This is a genomic window from Flavobacterium chungangensis (assembly GCF_042654045.1).
Classification (GTDB): Bacteria; Bacteroidota; Bacteroidia; order Flavobacteriales; family Flavobacteriaceae; genus Flavobacterium; species Flavobacterium chungangensis.
On the sequence record NZ_JBHSFY010000003.1, the window covers coordinates 154,763 to 173,138 of the forward strand.

19 protein-coding genes are annotated in these 18,376 nt (G+C 33.1%); 11 read left to right on the forward strand and 8 right to left on the reverse strand.

Features of this window, described 5'->3' with window-relative positions; all coding sequences use genetic code 11:
* Positions 1–10: 10 nt before the first annotated feature.
* The 3 genes from ACFO3N_RS05780 to ahcY all read right to left on the reverse strand — a co-directional run bounded on the left by ACFO3N_RS05780 (position 11) and on the right by ahcY (position 4,643).
* The gene (locus ACFO3N_RS05780; RefSeq protein WP_379795983.1) at positions 11–2,326 is read right to left on the reverse strand and encodes a patatin-like phospholipase family protein; all 2,316 of its coding nucleotides are present in this window, start codon (positions 2,324–2,326) and stop codon (positions 11–13) included.
* A 171-nt stretch (positions 2,327–2,497) separates the two neighbouring features.
* Entirely contained in the window at positions 2,498–3,169 is a 672-nt protein-coding gene (locus ACFO3N_RS05785) for a hypothetical protein (RefSeq protein WP_379795985.1), read from the reverse strand.
* Positions 3,170–3,326: 157 nt separating this feature from the next.
* Positions 3,327–4,643, reverse strand: coding sequence for an adenosylhomocysteinase (gene ahcY, locus ACFO3N_RS05790; protein WP_012023655.1), 1,317 nt, complete (start codon positions 4,641–4,643; stop codon positions 3,327–3,329).
* Positions 4,644–4,955: 312 nt separating this feature from the next.
* On the opposite strand from ahcY, the gene ACFO3N_RS05795 reads away from it, so the two are divergent.
* Complete coding sequence (locus tag ACFO3N_RS05795) at positions 4,956–5,606, forward strand: 4'-phosphopantetheinyl transferase family protein (protein WP_379795987.1); 651 nt, start codon at positions 4,956–4,958, stop codon at positions 5,604–5,606.
* A gap of 34 nt (positions 5,607–5,640) precedes the next feature.
* Here the strand turns inward: ACFO3N_RS05795 and ACFO3N_RS05800 are convergent, their stop codons facing one another.
* The 3 genes from ACFO3N_RS05800 to ACFO3N_RS05810 all read right to left on the reverse strand — a co-directional run bounded on the left by ACFO3N_RS05800 (position 5,641) and on the right by ACFO3N_RS05810 (position 7,002).
* Entirely contained in the window at positions 5,641–6,039 is a 399-nt protein-coding gene (locus ACFO3N_RS05800) for a group III truncated hemoglobin (RefSeq protein ID WP_379795989.1), read from the reverse strand.
* Positions 6,036–6,323 carry a hypothetical protein gene (locus ACFO3N_RS05805; RefSeq protein ID WP_095927983.1) on the reverse strand — a complete coding sequence of 96 codons (288 nt, stop codon included), beginning with the start codon at positions 6,321–6,323 and terminating at the stop codon, positions 6,036–6,038. The genes ACFO3N_RS05800 and ACFO3N_RS05805 overlap by 4 nt, the downstream gene beginning before the upstream one ends.
* 82 nt (positions 6,324–6,405) lie before the next feature.
* Positions 6,406–7,002, reverse strand: coding sequence for a Crp/Fnr family transcriptional regulator (locus ACFO3N_RS05810; protein ID WP_379795991.1), 597 nt, complete (start codon positions 7,000–7,002; stop codon positions 6,406–6,408).
* 95 nt (positions 7,003–7,097) lie between these two features.
* Between ACFO3N_RS05810 and ACFO3N_RS05815 the strand changes: the two genes are divergently transcribed.
* The 5 genes from ACFO3N_RS05815 (at position 7,098) to ACFO3N_RS05835 (ending at position 13,367) form a co-directional block, all read left to right on the forward strand.
* Positions 7,098–7,826 carry a phosphoglycerol geranylgeranyltransferase gene (locus ACFO3N_RS05815; protein ID WP_379795993.1) on the forward strand — a complete coding sequence of 243 codons (729 nt, stop codon included), beginning with the start codon at positions 7,098–7,100 and terminating at the stop codon, positions 7,824–7,826.
* Between the two features lie 21 nt (positions 7,827–7,847).
* On the forward strand, positions 7,848–8,471 hold the full coding sequence (gene pnuC / locus ACFO3N_RS05820; protein WP_379795995.1) for a nicotinamide riboside transporter PnuC: 624 nt from the start codon (positions 7,848–7,850) through the stop codon (positions 8,469–8,471).
* Positions 8,432–10,546 (forward strand): DUF4301 family protein, encoded by a 2,115-nt coding sequence (locus ACFO3N_RS05825; protein ID WP_379795997.1) that lies wholly within the window; start codon positions 8,432–8,434, stop codon positions 10,544–10,546. Before pnuC ends, ACFO3N_RS05825 begins: the two co-directional genes overlap by 40 nt.
* Position 10,547: 1 nt before the next feature.
* Positions 10,548–10,949: an alternative ribosome rescue aminoacyl-tRNA hydrolase ArfB gene (gene arfB / locus ACFO3N_RS05830; protein WP_379795999.1), complete on the forward strand. Its 402-nt coding sequence runs from the start codon at positions 10,548–10,550 to the stop codon at positions 10,947–10,949.
* A 267-nt stretch (positions 10,950–11,216) separates the two neighbouring features.
* Positions 11,217–13,367 carry a TonB-dependent receptor gene (locus ACFO3N_RS05835; protein WP_379796000.1) on the forward strand — a complete coding sequence of 717 codons (2,151 nt, stop codon included), beginning with the start codon at positions 11,217–11,219 and terminating at the stop codon, positions 13,365–13,367.
* A gap of 51 nt (positions 13,368–13,418) precedes the next feature.
* Here the strand turns inward: ACFO3N_RS05835 and ACFO3N_RS05840 are convergent, their stop codons facing one another.
* Positions 13,419–13,835: a Rieske (2Fe-2S) protein gene (locus tag ACFO3N_RS05840; RefSeq protein ID WP_379796002.1), complete on the reverse strand. Its 417-nt coding sequence runs from the start codon at positions 13,833–13,835 to the stop codon at positions 13,419–13,421.
* Between the two features lie 157 nt (positions 13,836–13,992).
* Here ACFO3N_RS05840 and greA point away from each other — a divergent pair, with 157 nt between their 5' ends.
* Positions 13,993–14,469 (forward strand): transcription elongation factor GreA, encoded by a 477-nt coding sequence (greA, locus tag ACFO3N_RS05845; protein WP_057117494.1) that lies wholly within the window; start codon positions 13,993–13,995, stop codon positions 14,467–14,469.
* Positions 14,470–14,539: 70 nt separating this feature from the next.
* Positions 14,540–14,929: an HIT family protein gene (locus tag ACFO3N_RS05850; RefSeq protein ID WP_379796004.1), complete on the forward strand. Its 390-nt coding sequence runs from the start codon at positions 14,540–14,542 to the stop codon at positions 14,927–14,929.
* Between the two features lie 92 nt (positions 14,930–15,021).
* Here ACFO3N_RS05850 and ACFO3N_RS05855 read toward each other — a convergent pair whose 3' ends face one another.
* On the reverse strand, positions 15,022–16,173 hold the full coding sequence (locus ACFO3N_RS05855) for a sensor histidine kinase (RefSeq protein WP_379796006.1): 1,152 nt from the start codon (positions 16,171–16,173) through the stop codon (positions 15,022–15,024).
* 160 nt (positions 16,174–16,333) lie between these two features.
* On the opposite strand from ACFO3N_RS05855, the gene ACFO3N_RS05860 reads away from it, so the two are divergent.
* From ACFO3N_RS05860 to aat, 3 genes are all read left to right on the forward strand, one after another.
* A complete protein-coding gene (locus tag ACFO3N_RS05860) occupies positions 16,334–17,209 on the forward strand; it encodes a flavin reductase family protein (protein WP_379796008.1) in 876 nt (291 codons plus the stop codon).
* A gap of 32 nt (positions 17,210–17,241) precedes the next feature.
* Positions 17,242–17,613, forward strand: coding sequence for a DUF3127 domain-containing protein (locus tag ACFO3N_RS05865; protein ID WP_095927972.1), 372 nt, complete (start codon positions 17,242–17,244; stop codon positions 17,611–17,613).
* Between the two features lie 121 nt (positions 17,614–17,734).
* Positions 17,735–18,373 carry a leucyl/phenylalanyl-tRNA--protein transferase gene (gene aat, locus ACFO3N_RS05870; RefSeq protein WP_379796010.1) on the forward strand — a complete coding sequence of 213 codons (639 nt, stop codon included), beginning with the start codon at positions 17,735–17,737 and terminating at the stop codon, positions 18,371–18,373.
* The last annotated feature ends 3 nt before the right edge of the window (positions 18,374–18,376 follow it).

Genomic DNA, 18,376 nt, shown 5'->3' on the forward strand with positions numbered 1-18,376 from the left:
GGTTTTTCATTTAAGGATTAAGAGATAATCCAACGCTAAAAAATAATCGCACTTTGTCGATATTGTTGATCCATGAAGTATCAAAATGAATTGGACCTAAAATGGATTGATAGGAAATTGCGGCGCCTCCCGATATTACGAGGCTTGTCTCGATATTGTCGTCCCACTTTCCTTTTGGATTGAAGGCATGTTTTAAATAGTCGTTAAAACTATCAAAACCGACAGAGGCAAGATTGAAATGTGGAGTAAGATAAATTTTTCCGATTAGATTGATTTGAGACGCAAGTCGGAGACCCAAATATTGTGTGACATTAAGTTCGTCTTCGTGGAGTCCAGCAAAGGAGAAGCGATTGCTGCCAGAACTAGGTATGATGCCGCCAATGAAATATTTTGCAGCATAACCAAATCCTGAAAATGGAATATCGTCATGTTTAAGTTTATCCTGAAAAATAAAATAAGAATCAAACCCTACGATTCCTGTAATTTTCTTTTTTATGGGCAATCTCTTTTCGTAGGTTAAACCAAATTTGGTGTAGCCATTTGTTGAACCCGAAACACGTGTTAAGTCCGGATCGGAAAATGCGGCATTAAGATCGGTAAGAAATGACCGTGCTATGTTTGATTTTATAATGGTTCCGTTTGTGGCAAAGAAAACTCTATCCATGTCATTATAAGAATAATGTAGGTTGAATTCGATGTTGTTAAAGTTGTAGCTGTTAATGCTCACAGAATTAGGGTTGTATTCTCTGTCATATTTTGGTTTTAGATTCGTGTAGCTATAGTTTAGGCCAAAACCTACATAGCTTTTAAGAGAATTTATATTTCTGTTTACCTCATTGTTGAGTTCAAAAGTATTGTAGAGTATATTGTCTGATGCTTTACCATTTATATAGATTTCTTGACGCAGGAAAGCTCCATAGGCTTCAGTTGCCCACCACCATTCTCTATGGCCTCCAAAATTTTTCTGATAATTGATTCTGGCTTTTGGCTGTTCGGCAATATCGGCAGTTATTAAAAGTCGGGAAGCATCAGCCAAGACGTTTCTTCCGGTGTAGTTAAAAATGATTCCAACACCTCTATACGTATCATAATGCACAGATGTATTTAGTTGATTTTTGGCACGTTCAAAACCAAACAATGTAATGCCTAATTTATCACCGTCTTGGAAATAACTATATGTAATCTCATCAAAAAGATTGGTTCCCATTGCTCTGTTAATGCCTGCGATTAAATCTTTGGTAGTATATTTTACATGAGTTTTAAGATTGGCTCTTCCGACAACCAATGGCATATTTTCAGGGCTTATTTTTTTATAAACAATCGTGTCTAGAACAAAATCATTTGGCATATCAGGCAATTTATGCGTTCGCTGCTGAAATCCTTTTAATTTTTCTGAAAGAGCAATTAAAGCTGGGAGATTTTGATTTGTTGCTATTTTTCCATCCTTATAAATTTCGTTACTATCGGCAAAATCGGCTGTTGAGAAACGGAGATTGGGTAGATGATCAACCAATATAGTGCATAAATCACGATTTGCAGGATTTTTAATGTTGCTCGGAAACATACTGGTCTGCATTAATATGGTCATAAGATTATTTAGCTTATCTACAGGTTCCATTCCGCCTCCAACGTCACTTCCAATAATAATGTCGGCACCCATTTGTTTAGCAACATCTGTTGGAAAATTATTCAATACTCCGCCGTCTACCAAAACCGTTTTTCCGTAAGGCATTGGCTTGAAGATAGCGGGTAGCGACATACTGGCGCGCATAGCATAAGATAAACTTCCTTTGCTTATAATAACTTCTTTTCCTTCTACCAAGTCTGTAGCCATGGCTCTAAAAGGAATCGGAAGACTGTCAAAATCTTTAACATTGTATACAGGGAAAGTTAATTCAGAAAGGTATTCTCTTAGATTTTGATCGTTTAACAGAGAACCAATGCTGTTAAGTTTCCCGTCTTTAACACCTATTCCGACTAAATACCGTTGAAATTCTCTTTTTTCTTCGGCACTTACAGATCGAAGCGCCTGTCCTCCGCCTAAGAGTTTATCCCAATAAATATCTTTGGTAATTTTTTCTATGCTGTCACCAGAATATCCCATTGCATATAAACCGCCTATAATGCTTCCCATACTGTTTCCAACAATAAGGTCTGGAACGATGTGAAGAGAATCTAATTTTTGTAAAAGAGGAATATGTGCAATTCCTTTTGCACCGCCACCGCTTAATACTAAGACAACTTTAGGCTTTTTTTCTTGAGAAAAAATAATTTGTGGGAGACTTAGTAAAAATAAGAAGACGAATAAATAAGATGTTTTTTTCAATTTTTTACTATTTAAGTATTTGATAAATAGATTCTTATTCTGGTTATTAAAAGTAAGCAGATATTTATAAAAGTACAATTTTTTGAGAGAAATGTTTTTTACTGAAGCATAAAAACAGAAAACCCGAAAAGTTTTTAAAAACCTGTCGGGTTTGAAATAAGTATTTAGAATCTAATTAAAATCATAATGATAATTTATTTCCTTGAGATCTTCCTCAAGTCTTTTCCAATCATCAAAATTTTTATCAAGCAATAAGACCATTTCTTTAGTTAGTTTTTTTTCTTGATAAATTTCGAATACTGGTTCAAATGAGGTTGGTTTTGCTTTATAATCATCTTCTTCCTCATCTTCATCTTGGGTGTAATCAAAAAAATATTCATATGCCCAATTAATATAGGTTTCAGGATTTCCATCAAAAATATTTAAAAGCTCTTCTGATCCATCATCATTCATTCTAATATTTCCTACTTCCCATTCTCCACCATTATTCGTCCATAAACAGAAGTCTGTTCCTCTTGATGATACAGGTTCTCCAAATATAAAATCATTATATATTTCAGGCATTCCTAATGTTAGATCTTCTTTGGATGCAACTTGTGAACAATATTCTTTTGCAAGCCCATTTATTATACAATTGTTTTTAAGAAAAAGAATCAGCATATGGTCTCCACTACCATCTCTCATCTCACAAAATTCTTCACCTTCTGCCCATTTTGAATTATAAGAGTAGTATCTGAATTCCCATTCATCGCAAAAGATCGCATCTAATACAGAAATTGCTTTGCATATTCTTTGTAGATCATCTTTGTTTGGCATTAATTGTAAATTTTTTGTAGATATCATAAAATTTTATTTAGATTATTTTTCTTACAAAAATATCATAAATTATTTTAATTTATGATTAATTTGAAAAATAAAAAACCCGACAAGTTTAAAAAACTGTCGGGTTGAATATGTAATTAAAGAAATCTAAAATCAGAAATCTTCAATCTAAAATATGTTAGTATCTGTAGTATTCTGGTTTAAATGGTCCTTGAACTTCAACACCAATGTAAGCAGCTTGATCTTCTCTTAGAACTTCAAGTTCAACACCTAATTTAGCCAAGTGTAAAGCAGCAACTTTTTCATCTAAATGTTTTGGTAACATGTAAACTTCGTTTTTGTAAGCTGCGCTGTTGTTCCATAATTCGATTTGTGCCAAAGTTTGGTTTGTAAATGAGTTACTCATTACAAAACTTGGGTGACCTGTAGCACAACCAAGGTTTACCAAACGACCTTCAGCCAAGATGATGATATCTTTTCCGTTGATGTTGTATTTGTCAACCTGAGGTTTGATTTCGATTTTAGATGCACCGTGGTTTTTGTTTAACCAAGCCATGTCGATTTCGTTATCGAAGTGACCGATGTTACAAACAACAGTTTTGTCTTTCATTTGCTCAAAGTGCTCTCCAAGAACGATATCTTTATTTCCTGTAGTTGTAATGATGATATCAGCATTAGCAATTACAGTGTTTAATTTTTTAACTTCATAACCGTCCATTGCAGCTTGTAAAGCACAGATTGGATCGATTTCAGTAACTGTTACAATAGAACCAGCACCTCTAAAAGAAGCAGCAGTTCCTTTTCCAACGTCACCATATCCACAAACAACAACTCTTTTTCCAGCTAACATTAAGTCAGTTGCACGGCGTACAGCATCTACAGCAGATTCTTTACATCCGTATTTGTTATCAAATTTAGATTTAGTAACAGAGTCGTTAATGTTGATTGCAGGCATTGGAAGAGTTCCAGCTTTTACTCTTTCGTAAAGTCTGTGAACACCAGTTGTAGTTTCTTCAGAAAGACCTTTAATTCCAGCAACTAATTCTGGGTAACGATCAATAACCATGTTAGTCAAATCTCCACCATCATCCAAAATCATGTTTAATGGTTTTCTTTCTTCACCAAAGAATAAAGTCTGCTCAATACACCAGTCAAATGATTCTTCGTCAAGACCTTTCCAAGCGTAAACTGAAATTCCAGCAGCAGCAATAGCAGCAGCAGCCTGATCTTGAGTAGAGAAAATGTTACAAGAAGACCAAGTAACTTCTGCACCAAGAGCAATTAAAGTTTCGATTAAAACAGCAGTTTGAATCGTCATGTGTAAACATCCAGCAATACGAGCACCTTTTAATGGTTGTTCGTCTTTGTATTCAGCGCGAAGTGCCATTAAACCTGGCATTTCAGCTTCAGCTAGTTCAATTTCTTTTCTTCCCCAAGCCGCTAGAGAAATGTCTTTTACTTTGAAAGCCACGTAAGGCGTAGTCGTTGTACTCATTTATATTATATTTGTAGAATTGTAATTTTTTTGCAAATTTAAGGAATAGCTTTTTATTTTTACTAATTTCTGACAGATTTGTGAAATCTTTAATTTCTTAATCTCTAGAATGTTAGTTTCTTAATCGTTTTAAACCATATAAGTAATATAAGTTCATTTTAAAAAAGATTCTGAAACTATTACCTTTGTTGCAAATTGCTTATATTTACTAATACATTTTTTGAACCAGCAGTTATATCTTCTTAAATGACTTATATGGTTTATAGTAATCAAGAAAGTAATTCACCATTCATAATCTACAATTAAAAAGTAATGCCTTTATTTCAGACCATACAATTCAATGAAACGACTAAAATTTTAATTTGGGAAATCACAGAATCTCTCGAAGAGTTATTGAGTAAAGTGGTGCTAAAAGAAAAAACACAAAAGAGATTGGACGGAATGAAATCTCAACTTCATCAGCGTGCTTTTTTAAGTGTTCGTATGCTGATTCAGGAAATGGGTTTTACAGATAAAGATTTGCATTATGATGAATTCGGAAAACCCTATTTTGATTGTGATAATCATATCTCAATTACACATTCGTACCATTTTGCGGCGATAATTATAAGCAAAGAAAAGGTTGGAATTGACATGGAATTGCAGCGAGAAAAAATCCAGAGAATTGCAGATAAATTCACAGACTTTGAAAGTAATTATTTAGATCCTTCATCTATAGAAGAATACATAAAAAAACTTACCGTAATCTGGGGAGCCAAAGAGGCGATCTTTAAAATCAGAAATGAAAAAGGAATCAGTTTTAAAGATCATATTAAGGTGAGCAACTTTTCTTTAGGAGAAACCCAAACGCAGGCAAGTCTTCATTTTGATAATCTGATCAAGGATTTTGAAGTACATTATCAAGAAGTCCAATCAGATAATTTTGAGGGTAAGTTTACTTTGGTTTATGCTTTTGAGAAATAGATTTTAGTCTCAGTCTCAGTAGACAGTTTTCAGTTTAAACTTCACTTTCTTTTTGACGGTGCTGAAACATGCTCATGTATAAAAAAGTGCTCATTTTTCGAGCGCGTCTTTTTAATGTTTCGGGATTTTCGCCTTCAAAATGTTCATCAATAGTTTGAAACCAATGATTCAACCAGATTCCGAATTCGTTTGTTGTGATTTTTTCGTCAAAATGAGCATCAACTTCATTATGGACCGCATGAGGATTTCCTTTGTATTTGCGAACACCAAATAGATTGGTTTCCCAAAAATCAGTTAGTTTTTCAAGATGAGCATCCCAATCCGAAATCATTTCATTAAAATAAAAGCCGATTTCTTTATCGGCTCTTATTTTAGCATAAAACTGATGAACCAAAAAGGAAACATCAGCTCTATTGTCTATTTGTTTTCTCATAGAATTAAACTATTTAAAAGTATAAAGAACAAACTTAAAAATGCACTTAGCATTATAAGGTTGAAAACTACTTTATGTTTCATTTGTGCCAAGATAGAGGTGTTTGCAAAAACACAAGCTAAAACAATAATGCCTAGCTGAATCATTTGCGGAATTGAAGTTCCGTTGGCTAAAACATACATAGCTGCAGCGCCTCCTAAACAGCTTTGTCCAATAACTGCCATTGCAGCAGAGCCCATATAGTTTCTATTGAAAATGTCGAATGTTGTTTGATATAGTGTCATGGTATTCAGTTTTTTATACCAACAAAATTACGCCTACAATAGTGCTGCATTTTATGATTAAAATCATAAAATGGGATTTTTTTTATCTGTATACTTTTCGGTTAATAATCTTCAATTCGCCTTTTTTCTCCAATGCTTTTATGGCTCTAATGACTGTTTCTACACGTAAACCGGTCAAATCTCCAATTTGTTGTCTTGTAAAGTTAATCAGATATCCATTTTTGTCTTTCTGAAAATTGAAATAGGCAATACCGTGATCTATTAGCTTCAGTACGCGATGTTCGGGTTCGTGTGTAGAAATTTCGGCTGCCATAACCGATTTGTAATACAATCGCTGTGCAAGATTTTCGATTACTTTAATGCTGACTTTTGGGTTTTCTTCTAAAAGCTTCATAAAGTTTTCTTTTGGAAGAATGAAAACTGCCGCTTTTTCTACAGCAATAGCATTTGCTGGATATTTTTGATTTAAGAATAAAGGAGGTTCGCCAAAAGACTGTCCGTTATAAAATATACCCTGAATAAATTCGCGTCCGTCATCATTATAATTACTCATTTTTATTTCACCCGAAATAATCTGATAATAGTGCAATGGCAGATTTCCTTCTTCGAAAATAATGTCATTTTTATCAAATGATTTTTTTGCAACACCATACTTTTCTAGTAATTCAACTGTAATCATAATGTATTATTTATGTTATCAAAAGACGTAGAACAAATATAATTTATTCAAAATAGTTCTTTGGCATTAAAAAACTTTTACTTTTACACCTTGGTATGCAAGAACAATTACTCACTATTAGACAACAGATTTTAGAAGCTAAAAGCAACGGTCAAAAGCTACTGGCAGTGCTTTTGGATCCTGATAAAATTGTACTGGAAAATTTAAATCATTTAATTGATAAAATTAATCAGTCTCCAGCAACTCATATTTTTGTGGGAGGAAGTATTGTTAAGAACAATATTTTAGAGGAATTAATTGCGGCATTAAAACAAGAAACGAATCTACCTGTTATTTTGTTTCCTGGAGATCCTTCGCAGATTTCACCAAATGCAGATGGTATTTTGTTTCTGTCTTTATTGTCTGGACGAAATCCCGATTATTTAATTGAATATCAAGTTCAGGCTGCTCCAATTCTTAAGAAAACAAATTTAGAAGTTATTTCTACTGGTTATATTTTGATAGAAAGCGGTAACGAAACCGCTGTTGCTCGTGTAAGTAAAACAAAACCCTTAAGCCGCGAAAATCTTGATTTAGTCTTGGCGACGGCACAGGCAGGAGAAATGTTAGGAAATCAACTGATTTATTTAGAAGCCGGAAGTGGGGCAAAACAGTCCGTTCCGACAGAAATGATTGAGATGATTTCTCAAAATATTAAAATTCCTGTTATTGTTGGTGGAGGAATTGTAGATTTGCACGGAATTCAGAAAGCATATAAGGCTGGTGCAGATTTGGTTGTTATTGGAACTGCTTTTGAAAACAACAGTCATTTTTTTGAACAATAAACGCCAAATACCACATTTCCGATGATAGATTTTTTTTTAGAAAGTTATAAAAATGCACCGCTATGGCATATTGCTTTAGAGTTTTTAGTATTTGTTTGCGGAATTTTGAGCGTTTGGTTTGCTAAAAAAGAAAATATTTGGGTATATCCAACAGGGCTAATTGCTACCGTAATATCGGTTTATTTGCTTTATGTTGCTGGTTATATAGGAGATATGATTATTAATGCTTATTTCTCAATAATGAGTATTTATGGATGGTATGTGTGGGCAAAAGGAGGAACAGCTGAAGACAATCTGCCGATTACCCGTACAAGTTTTAAGGAAAAAATAATCGGAATCTTACTGTTTATTGTGACCGTTTTTGTAGTTTTCGGGATTTATAAATATTTTGACTATGAAATTCATAAAGACAATTATGTCGATATGATTTCGTCTGGGATATTTTTTGCTGGAATGTGGTACATGGCCAGAAAAAAAATAGAAAACTGGACACTTTGGATTATTGGTGATATTATTGTTGTGCCTCTTTATGCTTATCGTGGCTTAGGGATGCTGTCACTTCAGTATATAATTTTTACAATTTTGGCTATTTCAGCTTATTTAGAATGGAGAAAGATCTTAGACAGCAAAAAACAAATATCATAAAAATTGCTTTGTTTGGACCTGAAAGTACAGGGAAAACAACCTTAGCAAAACAGCTTGCCGATTACTACGAAACAGAATGGGTTCCTGAGTTTGCACGTGACTATTTGCAAGAAAAATGGGAAGAAAATCAGCATATTTGCGTCGCAGATGATATGTTGCCAATAGCTTATGGACAGACTGCATTAGAAAACGAAAAGCTTGCAAATGCAAATAGATACTTGTTTTGCGACACCAACTTAATGGTGACTAAAGTATTCTCTGAAATGTATTATGGTTTTTGCGACCCGCTTTTGAATGAAGCGGCATTAAAGCATGAATACGATTTGTTTTTCTTGACCGATATTGATGTTCCGTGGGAAAAAGACGATATTCGAGATACTCCCGAAGGAAGAGAAACTGTTTTTTCTGCTTTTAAACAAACTTTAATAGATACAAAAAAGCCCTTTATAATCTTATCTGGTAATAAAGAAACGAGATTGGAAAAAGCAACAGCCATTATTGAGAATTTGACTATTGCTAAAGAAAATGATTTCTCATCGAATGATTTTGTGCAGATATACAATAGAGGTATTTCTTTTGATGCTATTCTAAAACAGTTAAAAAGTTTTAAAAAAGGAATTGCAAAAAGTAATTTAATTAGACCGGCTACAATCAGTGATGGGATTTTAAATTTGTCGGAGAATGAATTTCAGCAGAAAGCGTTGTTTTTTGATCAACAAAAGGATAAATTTAAAATTAAAAAATTTGTTCCAGCATCTGGCGCGGCAACAAGAATGTACAAATTCTTAATAGCATTTCTGAATGATTTTGATATTACAAAAGAAACCATAAATGCATACATAAACAGAAAAAACGATAAAGAACTTGCTATTTTTATTGTTGGTATGGAGAAGTTTCCCTTCTTTGAAACGGTAGATAAAAAATTAAGAGAAATTTATCCTGAATTTGAGACTTTAGAAAGAGATTATAAAAATTACTATTTTATAAAATTACTCCTGTCTCCAGAATATTTTAATTCAGCGAACAAACCCAAAGCTGTTTTGCCATTTCATCAATATGATACGCACATTGCCAATCCGATTGAAGAACATTTGAATGAGTGCGTACATTATGCGTCATCAAAAAATGTGTCAAATTTGCATTTTACAGTTTCGGAAATACATCAAAGCTTATTTGAAATAGCAGTTGATGAAATTAAAGAGAAAATAGAAAAACCTTCAGGTATCAAGATTGATATTGGATATTCTTATCAAAGTAAAAGCACAGATTCTATCACAATTGATATAAAAAATAAGCTAGTAAAAGATAAGAACGACAACTTGGTTTTCAGGCCAGGAGGACATGGTGCTTTGATCGAAAATTTAAATAATCTAGATGCTGATGTAATTTTTATAAAAAATATAGATAATGTAATCCAGAATCATATTGATCAAATTACATTGTATAAGAAAGCTTTGGCAGGCGTTTTGGTTGAGATGCAGCAAAACGTTTTTGAATATTTAAGATTAATTGATCAAGAGAAAATTAAAGAAGATAATATTGAAGAAATACTTCTTTTTTTAGAAAAGAGTTTTAGTGTTGAAATGACTGCTGATTTCAATAAATTTACTTTTGAAAATAAAATAAGTAAACTGAAAGAGCTTTTAGATAGGCCAATTCGTGTTTGTGGAATGGTTAAAAATGAAGGAGAACCAGGTGGTGGGCCTTTTTGGGTAATGAACAAAAAAGGGATAAAATCGCTTCAGATTGTAGAGACTTCTCAAGTTGATTTGGAAGATAAGAAACAAAAGAAAATTTTAGCCGAGGCAACACATTTTAATCCGGTAGATTTGGTTTGTGGTATAAAAAACTATAAAGACGAAAAATTTAATCTGCTAAAATATGTAGATCAAGAAGCAGGTTTTATTGTGGAAAAAAGTGTTGATGGAAAATCGGTTAAAAATTATGAATTGCCAGGTCTATGGAATGGTTCAATGGCAAATTGGCTTACTATTTTTGTCGCTGTTCCTTTGATTACTTTTAATCCAGTAAAAACGGTAAACGATTTATTGAAAGCGGCACATCAACCACAATAATATGGATGCAGAAAAAATCATATCAGAATTAAGCTTTAAAGCCGTTCGCAGTAGCGGATCGGGTGGACAAAACGTAAATAAAGTTTCATCAAAAGTGGTTCTGAATTTTGATTTGAATGCTTCTCAAGCTTTGTCTGATGAAGAAAAACTGCTCTTGCAGGAAAATATCTCAGCAAGATTAACTTCAGAAAATATTCTGATTTTAAATTGTGATGAAGACCGAAGTCAGCTTAAAAATAAAGAAATTGTAATTAAACGATTTTTGGAAATTATCAAAAAAGGTTTGTTTGTGCCTAAAGTTAGAAAAGCTACAAAAGTTCCAAAATCGGTAATAAAGAAAAGAATCAAAGACAAAAAGAATGTTTCTGATTTAAAACAATCTAGAAGAAAACCAGATTTTTAGTATTAAGACAGTAGAATTAAGTATTAAGAAATTCAAAGATGAAAAATCTTAATACTTAATACATTTATCTTAATACTTTTTTATATTTGCACTGTCTCAAAGGGGTGCTCTAAATAACGAGCTGAGATCATACCCAAAGAACCTGAGCGAGTAATGTTGCTAAGGGAAAAACGACACGATCGAGCGTATACACTTTATTTTGTCGGGAAACACATTTATTAATTTAACAAAAGAATAATTCCCCCTTTTATTCGTAATTCTTTACGAATGAAAATTTTATTTAAAGGTACAAAGGTACAAAGTTTCAGAGGTCCAAAGCTGACCAAAAAGACGTCTATTTTATTTCTTTCTTCTTTCTTCTTTACTCTATTCTCTTTTGCACAACAGCAAGATTCTACAAAGGTTAATCACCTTGATGATGTTCTAGTTTCTGCAGTTCGTGTTACTTCTAAAACTCCAGTGAGTTTTAGCAATATGGATAAAAAAGAAATTAAGTATAGAAATTTAGGTCAGGACATTCCTGTTCTGATGAATTACCTTCCTTCGGTTGTAACAACTTCAGATGCAGGTAACGGTGTTGGTTATACCGGAATTCGTGTGCGTGGAAGTGATGCTACTCGTGTAAATGTAACCATAAACGGAATTCCGTACAATGATGCCGAAAGTCAAGGAACTTTTTGGGTGAATATGCCCGATTTTGCTTCTTCTGTAGAAAGCCTTCAATTGCAACGCGGTGTTGGAACATCAACAAATGGAGCAGGTGCTTTTGGAGCTAGCTTAAATTTACTGACAGATAATTATGCTAATAAAGCAACTGGCGAAATTTCTAGTTCTGCAGGATCTTTCAATACATTTAAAAATACAGTGAAATTTAGTACTGGTTTGATGAATGATCATTTTGAAATTGCGGGACGTTTATCTACAATAAAAACAGATGGTTATATTGATCGTGGAAGCGCAGACTTAAAATCATATTTCCTTCAAGGAACTTATGTTGGCAAAACAACCTTGATTAAAGCTTTGGTTTTTGGCGGAACTCAAAAAACATATCAATCTTGGAACGGAATTGACGGGGAAACATTAAACGAAAACAGAAAGTATAATTCGGCAGGAGTATATACAGATGAGTTTGGTGTAACGCGTTATTATGATAATGAAACCGATAATTACAATCAAGATCATTATCAATTGCATTGGAGCGAATCTCTTTCTGATAAATGGAGTACAAATTTTGCATTGCATTATACAAAAGGAAAGGGGTATTTCGAAAATTATAAAGAAGATGCAGACATGGCCGATTATAGTTTAAATCCTGTTGGAACAGTAACAACGACAGATTTGATTCGCCAAAAATGGTTGGATAATGATTTTTACGGAACTACTTTCTCTGCTAAATATGTAACAGAGGACTTGAATGTGATTTTAGGCGGAGGCTGGAATAAATATGAAGGAGATCATTTCGGAAAAGTAATCTGGGCGAGATATGCTTCTCAGTCTGAATTAGAAGATCACTACTACGATGATTATTCATCAAAAACAGACGGTAATATTTTTGCGAAAGCAAATTATCAATTCACAGAAAAATTAAGTTTCTATGGAGATTTACAATACAGAAATGTAAAATACAAAGCGAATAGTGCAGAAACTGGTTTGGTAGATGATAATTTCAATTTCTTTAATCCTAAAGCAGGTTTAAATTATGCCTTTACTCAAAATAGTACTTTGTATTTTTCTTATGCAAGAGCGAATCGTGAGCCAAATAGAACCGATTACGAAGGCGGAAATGTAAAACCTGAAAAATTAAATGATTACGAGTTAGGATGGAGATTCAATTCAGAGAAATTCCAACTGAATTCCAACGTGTATTATATGGCTTACAAAGATCAATTAATCTTAACAGGAAGATTAGACGATGTTGGAAACCCAATTCGCGCCAACACAGAGAAAAGTTACCGTTTAGGTTTTGAATTTGATGCGACGATTGTGCTTTCTGAGAAATTCACCTTAAGACCAAACTTTACTTTAAGCAGCAACAAAAATGTAGATTTAGCAGTTGATGGCGAATATTACGGAACAACTAAAATTGCCTATTCTCCAGAAGTTATTGCTGGAAACGTTATTGTTTACAAGCCTATGGAAAGATTGTATCTTTCATTGTTGCAAAAATATGTTGGAGAACAATACATGAATAACATTGAGCTTCCTGCAGCAAAATTGGCAGATTACTTCGTAAACGATTTTAATGCTTCTTACGAAATAATTCCTAATAAGATTTTTAAATCGATAACCATAACGGCTTTGGTTAATAATATTTTCGACAAAAAATATGTTTCAAATGGATACATGTATGATGTTTATCCGTACTATTATCCTCAAGCAGGAACCAATTTCTTAATTGGTTTAAATTTGAAATTCTAATAAGTCAAATACAAAAAAAGCCTGAAATTTATTTTTCAGGCTTTTTTGTATTTAGTTGTATACGTGAATAACAGTTCCAGAAGATTCGACACGATATTGTTTCATCGGATATTCTTTTCCGCCAAGTCCTGTAAATAAATTATATTGAGTTTTATCGCAAGAACAAACAGCATAAATTCCGTCAATTGTCATTGCAGTGCAAGAAGTTAAGGCTTGGTTTGGACACGCAGCATCAAAAGCGGTGTAGGTTCCTTCGCCAGTCTTCATAACAATAATTCCTTTTGCACCGTAATTGGCAACGTAAACGGGGTTGCTCGGATACATTAACTTGTTATAAGTTGGCAAATTGGTATCAAGATATGCGTTTACAGAATAATTAGGAATGTAAGGATTGTTGCTGCTCTTGCTATTGTCACTACAAGAGAATAAAATAGCAGTAAATGCGATAAAAAACCAGATTTTTTTCATTATTTGAATAAGAATTAGTTAAAACAAAAATAATTTATTTAGATTTGAAATCTATATGATTAACATATAATTATGTACTATTAAAAATTATAGTATATTTGTGGTAAGAAAATCCCGTCGCGATGGGATTTTTTGTATTTATATAAACGATGAAGTTATGAGTAAAGTATCTTATTATACAGCTGAAGGATTAAAAAAATTAAAAGATGAATTGGAGCACCTGAAAAGTGTAATGCGTCCAAAAGCATCTCAAGATATTGCAGACGCAAGAGATAAAGGAGATTTGTCTGAAAATGCAGAATATGATGCCGCAAAAGAAGCACAAGGCTTGTTAGAGATGAGAATTTCTAAACTAGAAGAAGTATATGCAAACGCAAGATTAATTGACGAATCTCAATTGGATGTTTCTAAAGTTTTGGTTTTATCGAATGTAAAAATTAAAAACCAAAGCAACGGAATGGAAATGAAATATACGCTTGTTGCTGAAAGTGAAGCAGATTTAAAGACAGGAAAAATCTCTGTAACTTCTCCTATCGGGAAAGGTTTATTAGGAAAATCAGTTGGAGAAGTAGCTGAAATTACAGTTCCAAACGGAATTTTGAAATTTGAAATTCTAGAAATTTCTAGAGACTAAATTTTAGTTAACTGGTTAATCGTTTATTCGTTTAACCGATTTAACGATTAACTGATTACACAAATAAACCATGGCATCAATATTCACTAAAATAGTTAACGGAGAAATTCCGGCATACAAAATCGCTGAAGACGAGAACTATTTGGCATTTTTAGATGTAAATCCAAATGCTAAAGGACATACGCTTTGCATTCCGAAACAAGAAATCGATAAGATTTTTGATATGGAAGAAGAATTGTATTTAGGATTAATGAAATTCTCAAAAAGAATTGCAGCAGCTTTAGAAAAGACAGTTCCATGCAAAAGAATCGGAATCGCAGTTGTTGGACTTGAAGTGCCACATGCACACGTACATTTGATTCCGTTAAACCATATGGACGAAATGCGTTTTATTGATAAAGTTTCTCTTTCAAAAGAAGAATTCGAAGCTTTAGCAAAAGATATTCAGTCAAATTTATAAGATTCAAATAGAATAAGCTTGTCAGGCTGAGCGGAGTCGAAGCCATGTAAAGCTGAAGAATTATATATTAAACAAAAAAGTGCAGTAATTGATTACTGCACTTTTTTGTTTAATGAAATCTGAAAAGTAGTTCCTTTTCCAATTTCAGAATGCAGGACTTTTATTTTTCCATTGTGATATTCCTCGACAATTCTTTTAGTTAAAGAAAGACCAAGACCCCAGCCACGTTTTTTAGTTGTAAAACCAGTTTCAAAAATAGTTTTAAACTGCTTTTTAGGAATTCCGGTACCAGAATCTTTAATATTGATTTTTACATGATTTGCATCTTGTTCGAGATAAAGATCTAGTGTTCCTTTTCCTTTCATAGCATCAATCGCATTTTTAACTAAATTTTCTATAGTCCAGCTATGTAATGTTGGATTTATCATGGCTAAAATAGGTTCGTTTGGAGCTTGAAACGAAAATGCAACCTGTTTAGAAAAACGAGATTGTAGATATTCGTAAGCCGTTTTAGTTTCTTGTACGATGTCATGAAGTTCCAAAACGGGTATCGAACCAATTTTAGAGAAACGATCAGTAATAGTTTGTAGACGTTCAATGTCTTTTTCTATTTCAGTGCTAATTGACGGATCAATATCTTCTGTTTTTAATATTTCGACCCAGCCAATTAATGAAGAAAGCGGTGTACCAATCTGATGCGCTGTCTCCTTTGCCATTCCTGCCCAAAGTTTGTTCTGGGTTGCCATTTTTGTGCTTTTATAAAAGTTGTAAATTAAAGCAATACATAAAAATATAATTAGAAGCAGTGCAATAGGATAATATTTGAGTTTATTTAGCAATGAAGAGTTGCCATAATACAACGTCTGATATTTTCCTGGTGCATATTCGAAAGTAATTGGTTCATTTTCATTTTTTAGCTTATTCAAAAAAGCGATCCTTTTTTTCTTATCATTCAGGATTTCGTCGGGAACATTTACTGCACTCACTACTTTATCATACAGCATTATTATACCCGGAATAGAAGTGTTATTGTTGAAAATCTGAAGAGGAAGTTCTACATCGGTATTTTCATCGGCATTAACTATTGAAATTTGCGCCTTTACAAAAAGGTTCATTTTCAAGCGTTCTTCATTTTTAAAAATTTGGAAGAAAGTATAAGTATTCCAAAGAATTAGAGAAATGATTATAAAACAGACCGAAATAATAATCCAGCGGGTTGTATTTGTTCTTTCAGAAAAAGACATATCAGTTTTTTTGAGGTATAAATATAACGAAATATACACATTTTATATTTTGCCGATGTGGAAAGATTTTTCGTTTTTATCTGCAAAACTATTTCTTCGAATTAAACCATTTCAATACTTTTGTAGCTACTAAAATGAGATTCTGTCTAAATTTTAAAGTATGATCAGCGTTAACCCAAAAGAAATTCCAACGGCCAAATTGCAAGGCTATCTGCAGAGTTCAATCGGACCGAGGCCTATTGCTTTTGCAAGCACAATTAGCGAAACAGGGATTCCAAATTTATCTCCGTTTAGTTTTTTTAATGTATTTAGTGCCAATCCGCCAATTTTGGTTTTTTCGCCATCAAGACGTGTTCGCGATAATACGATTAAACATACTTTAATTAATGCCGAAGCAACTCGAGAAGTAGTGATAAATGTTGTAAATTACGATATTGTACAGCAAACTTCTTTAGCAAGCACAGAATATGGAGACGGAGTAAATGAATTTATTAAAGCTGGATTAACCCAAATTCCTTCAGATTTAGTAAAACCATATCGTGTAAAAGAATCTCCTGTTCAGTTTGAATGTAAGATTACGCAGATTATTCCGTTAGGAACAGAAGGAGGAGCAGGAAATCTGATTTTGTGCGAAGTGGTGAAAATTCATATCCACGAATCGATTCTAGATGAAAACGGAGCAATCGATCAGCATAAAATTGACTTGGTTTCGAGACTTGGAAATAATTGGTATTCAAGATCTAATCAAGGACTTTTTGAAGTTGCAAAACCCTTGACAACACTAGGGGTTGGAGTAGATGCAATACCAGATTTTGTAAAAGAAAGCAATGTTTTTGATGGAAATGATTTAGGTAAATTAGGTAATATAGAAGCCTTGCCTACAATTGAAGAAGTTACTATATTTGTGAAAGAAAATTTCGCAGTCAAAGGGGTTTTAAACTCAGACGACCAGAAAAAAGTACATTTAGAAGCCAAAAAATACTTGGATAATGGCGATGTAGAATCGGCTTGGAAAGTACTTTTAGCTAAAAAATAAAAGAAATAGAAACAATAATTAAATAGACGAAGATGGAAGTTACAGGAAAAGTAAAAGTGGTTAACCCAGAGCAGCAAGTTAGTGCCTCATTCAAAAAAAGAGAGTTAGTTGTTACTACTGAGGAGCAGTATCCACAACATATTTTAATCGAATTTACACAAGATAAATGCGATTTATTGAGTAGCTATAAACAAGGAGATGCAGTAAAAGTTTCTATCAATTTAAGAGGAAGAGAATGGGTTAACCCACAAGGAGAAACTAGATATTTCAATAGTATTCAAGGTTGGAGAATCGAAAGATTAGCTCCAGAAGGGCCTGCACAAGGAGCACCAATGCCAGCTGCAGAAACTTTTGCGCCAGCAACAAGTATAAACGAAGACGAACCAGACGATTTACCGTTCTAAAAAAGGTTTAAATTCCAAATTATAAATTCCAAATTCCAATTCATTCACGTGAGTTTGGGATTTGGAATTTTGTTTTTGAATTAATAATTCTAATTAGAATTTTGTCATTGAAATTTAAATCATGTATTTCTTATTTGATAATTTATATTTTCCGCCTGTTTCAGAAGCCGATGAAGAAGGTATTTTGGCTGTTGGTGGTGATTTAAGTCCCGAACGCTTAAAATTGGCGTACCAAAGAGGAATTTTTCCTTGGTTTAATGAAGGTGAACCTATACTTTGGTGGGCACCTGATCCTCGTATGGTTTTGTTTTTAGACGAATTAGTTATTTCTAAAAGCATGCGGAATATTTTAAATAGAAAACAATTTACAGTTACTTTTAATACCAATTTTAAAGAAGTAATTTCGAACTGCCAGAAAATACAACGTATTGGCCAGGACGGAACTTGGATTTCAGATGATATAGTAGAATCGTATTGTGAACTTAATCGTCAAGGAATTGCAAAATCGGTTGAGGTTTGGCAAGACGATGTTTTAGTTGGAGGTTTGTATGGCGTCGATTTGGGACATATTTTCTGTGGAGAAAGTATGTTTTCGAAAGTGTCAAATGCTTCTAAAGTGGCTTTTATATCTCTAGTAAAGCATTTAGAAAAAGAGAATTATAAATTATTAGATTGTCAGGTTTATAATCCACATTTGGATAGTTTGGGTTGTCGCGAAATTGATCGTGAAGAGTTTATGTCCATTTTAAAAAGTAAATAGAAA

Coding starts and splice junctions, on each gene's coding strand:
- ACFO3N_RS05815 (WP_379795993.1), top strand. CDS start 7,098: ATGCAAGAACAATTACTCACTATTAGACAACAGATTTTAGAAGCTAAA.
- greA (WP_057117494.1), top strand. CDS start 13,993: ATGAGTAAAGTATCTTATTATACAGCTGAAGGATTAAAAAAATTAAAA.
- ACFO3N_RS05835 (WP_379796000.1), top strand. CDS start 11,217: ATGAAAATTTTATTTAAAGGTACAAAGGTACAAAGTTTCAGAGGTCCA.
- arfB (WP_379795999.1), top strand. CDS start 10,548: ATGGATGCAGAAAAAATCATATCAGAATTAAGCTTTAAAGCCGTTCGC.
- ACFO3N_RS05825 (WP_379795997.1), top strand. CDS start 8,432: ATGGAGAAAGATCTTAGACAGCAAAAAACAAATATCATAAAAATTGCT.
- ACFO3N_RS05810 (WP_379795991.1), bottom strand. CDS start 7,002: ATGATTACAGTTGAATTACTAGAAAAGTATGGTGTTGCAAAAAAATCA.
- ACFO3N_RS05795 (WP_379795987.1), top strand. CDS start 4,956: ATGCCTTTATTTCAGACCATACAATTCAATGAAACGACTAAAATTTTA.
- aat (WP_379796010.1), top strand. CDS start 17,735: ATGTATTTCTTATTTGATAATTTATATTTTCCGCCTGTTTCAGAAGCC.
- pnuC (WP_379795995.1), top strand. CDS start 7,848: ATGATAGATTTTTTTTTAGAAAGTTATAAAAATGCACCGCTATGGCAT.
- ACFO3N_RS05865 (WP_095927972.1), top strand. CDS start 17,242: ATGGAAGTTACAGGAAAAGTAAAAGTGGTTAACCCAGAGCAGCAAGTT.
- ACFO3N_RS05840 (WP_379796002.1), bottom strand. CDS start 13,835: ATGAAAAAAATCTGGTTTTTTATCGCATTTACTGCTATTTTATTCTCT.
- ACFO3N_RS05860 (WP_379796008.1), top strand. CDS start 16,334: ATGATCAGCGTTAACCCAAAAGAAATTCCAACGGCCAAATTGCAAGGC.
- ACFO3N_RS05800 (WP_379795989.1), bottom strand. CDS start 6,039: ATGAGAAAACAAATAGACAATAGAGCTGATGTTTCCTTTTTGGTTCAT.
- ACFO3N_RS05785 (WP_379795985.1), bottom strand. CDS start 3,169: ATGATATCTACAAAAAATTTACAATTAATGCCAAACAAAGATGATCTA.
- ACFO3N_RS05805 (WP_095927983.1), bottom strand. CDS start 6,323: ATGACACTATATCAAACAACATTCGACATTTTCAATAGAAACTATATG.
- ACFO3N_RS05855 (WP_379796006.1), bottom strand. CDS start 16,173: ATGTCTTTTTCTGAAAGAACAAATACAACCCGCTGGATTATTATTTCG.
- ahcY (WP_012023655.1), bottom strand. CDS start 4,643: ATGAGTACAACGACTACGCCTTACGTGGCTTTCAAAGTAAAAGACATT.
- ACFO3N_RS05850 (WP_379796004.1), top strand. CDS start 14,540: ATGGCATCAATATTCACTAAAATAGTTAACGGAGAAATTCCGGCATAC.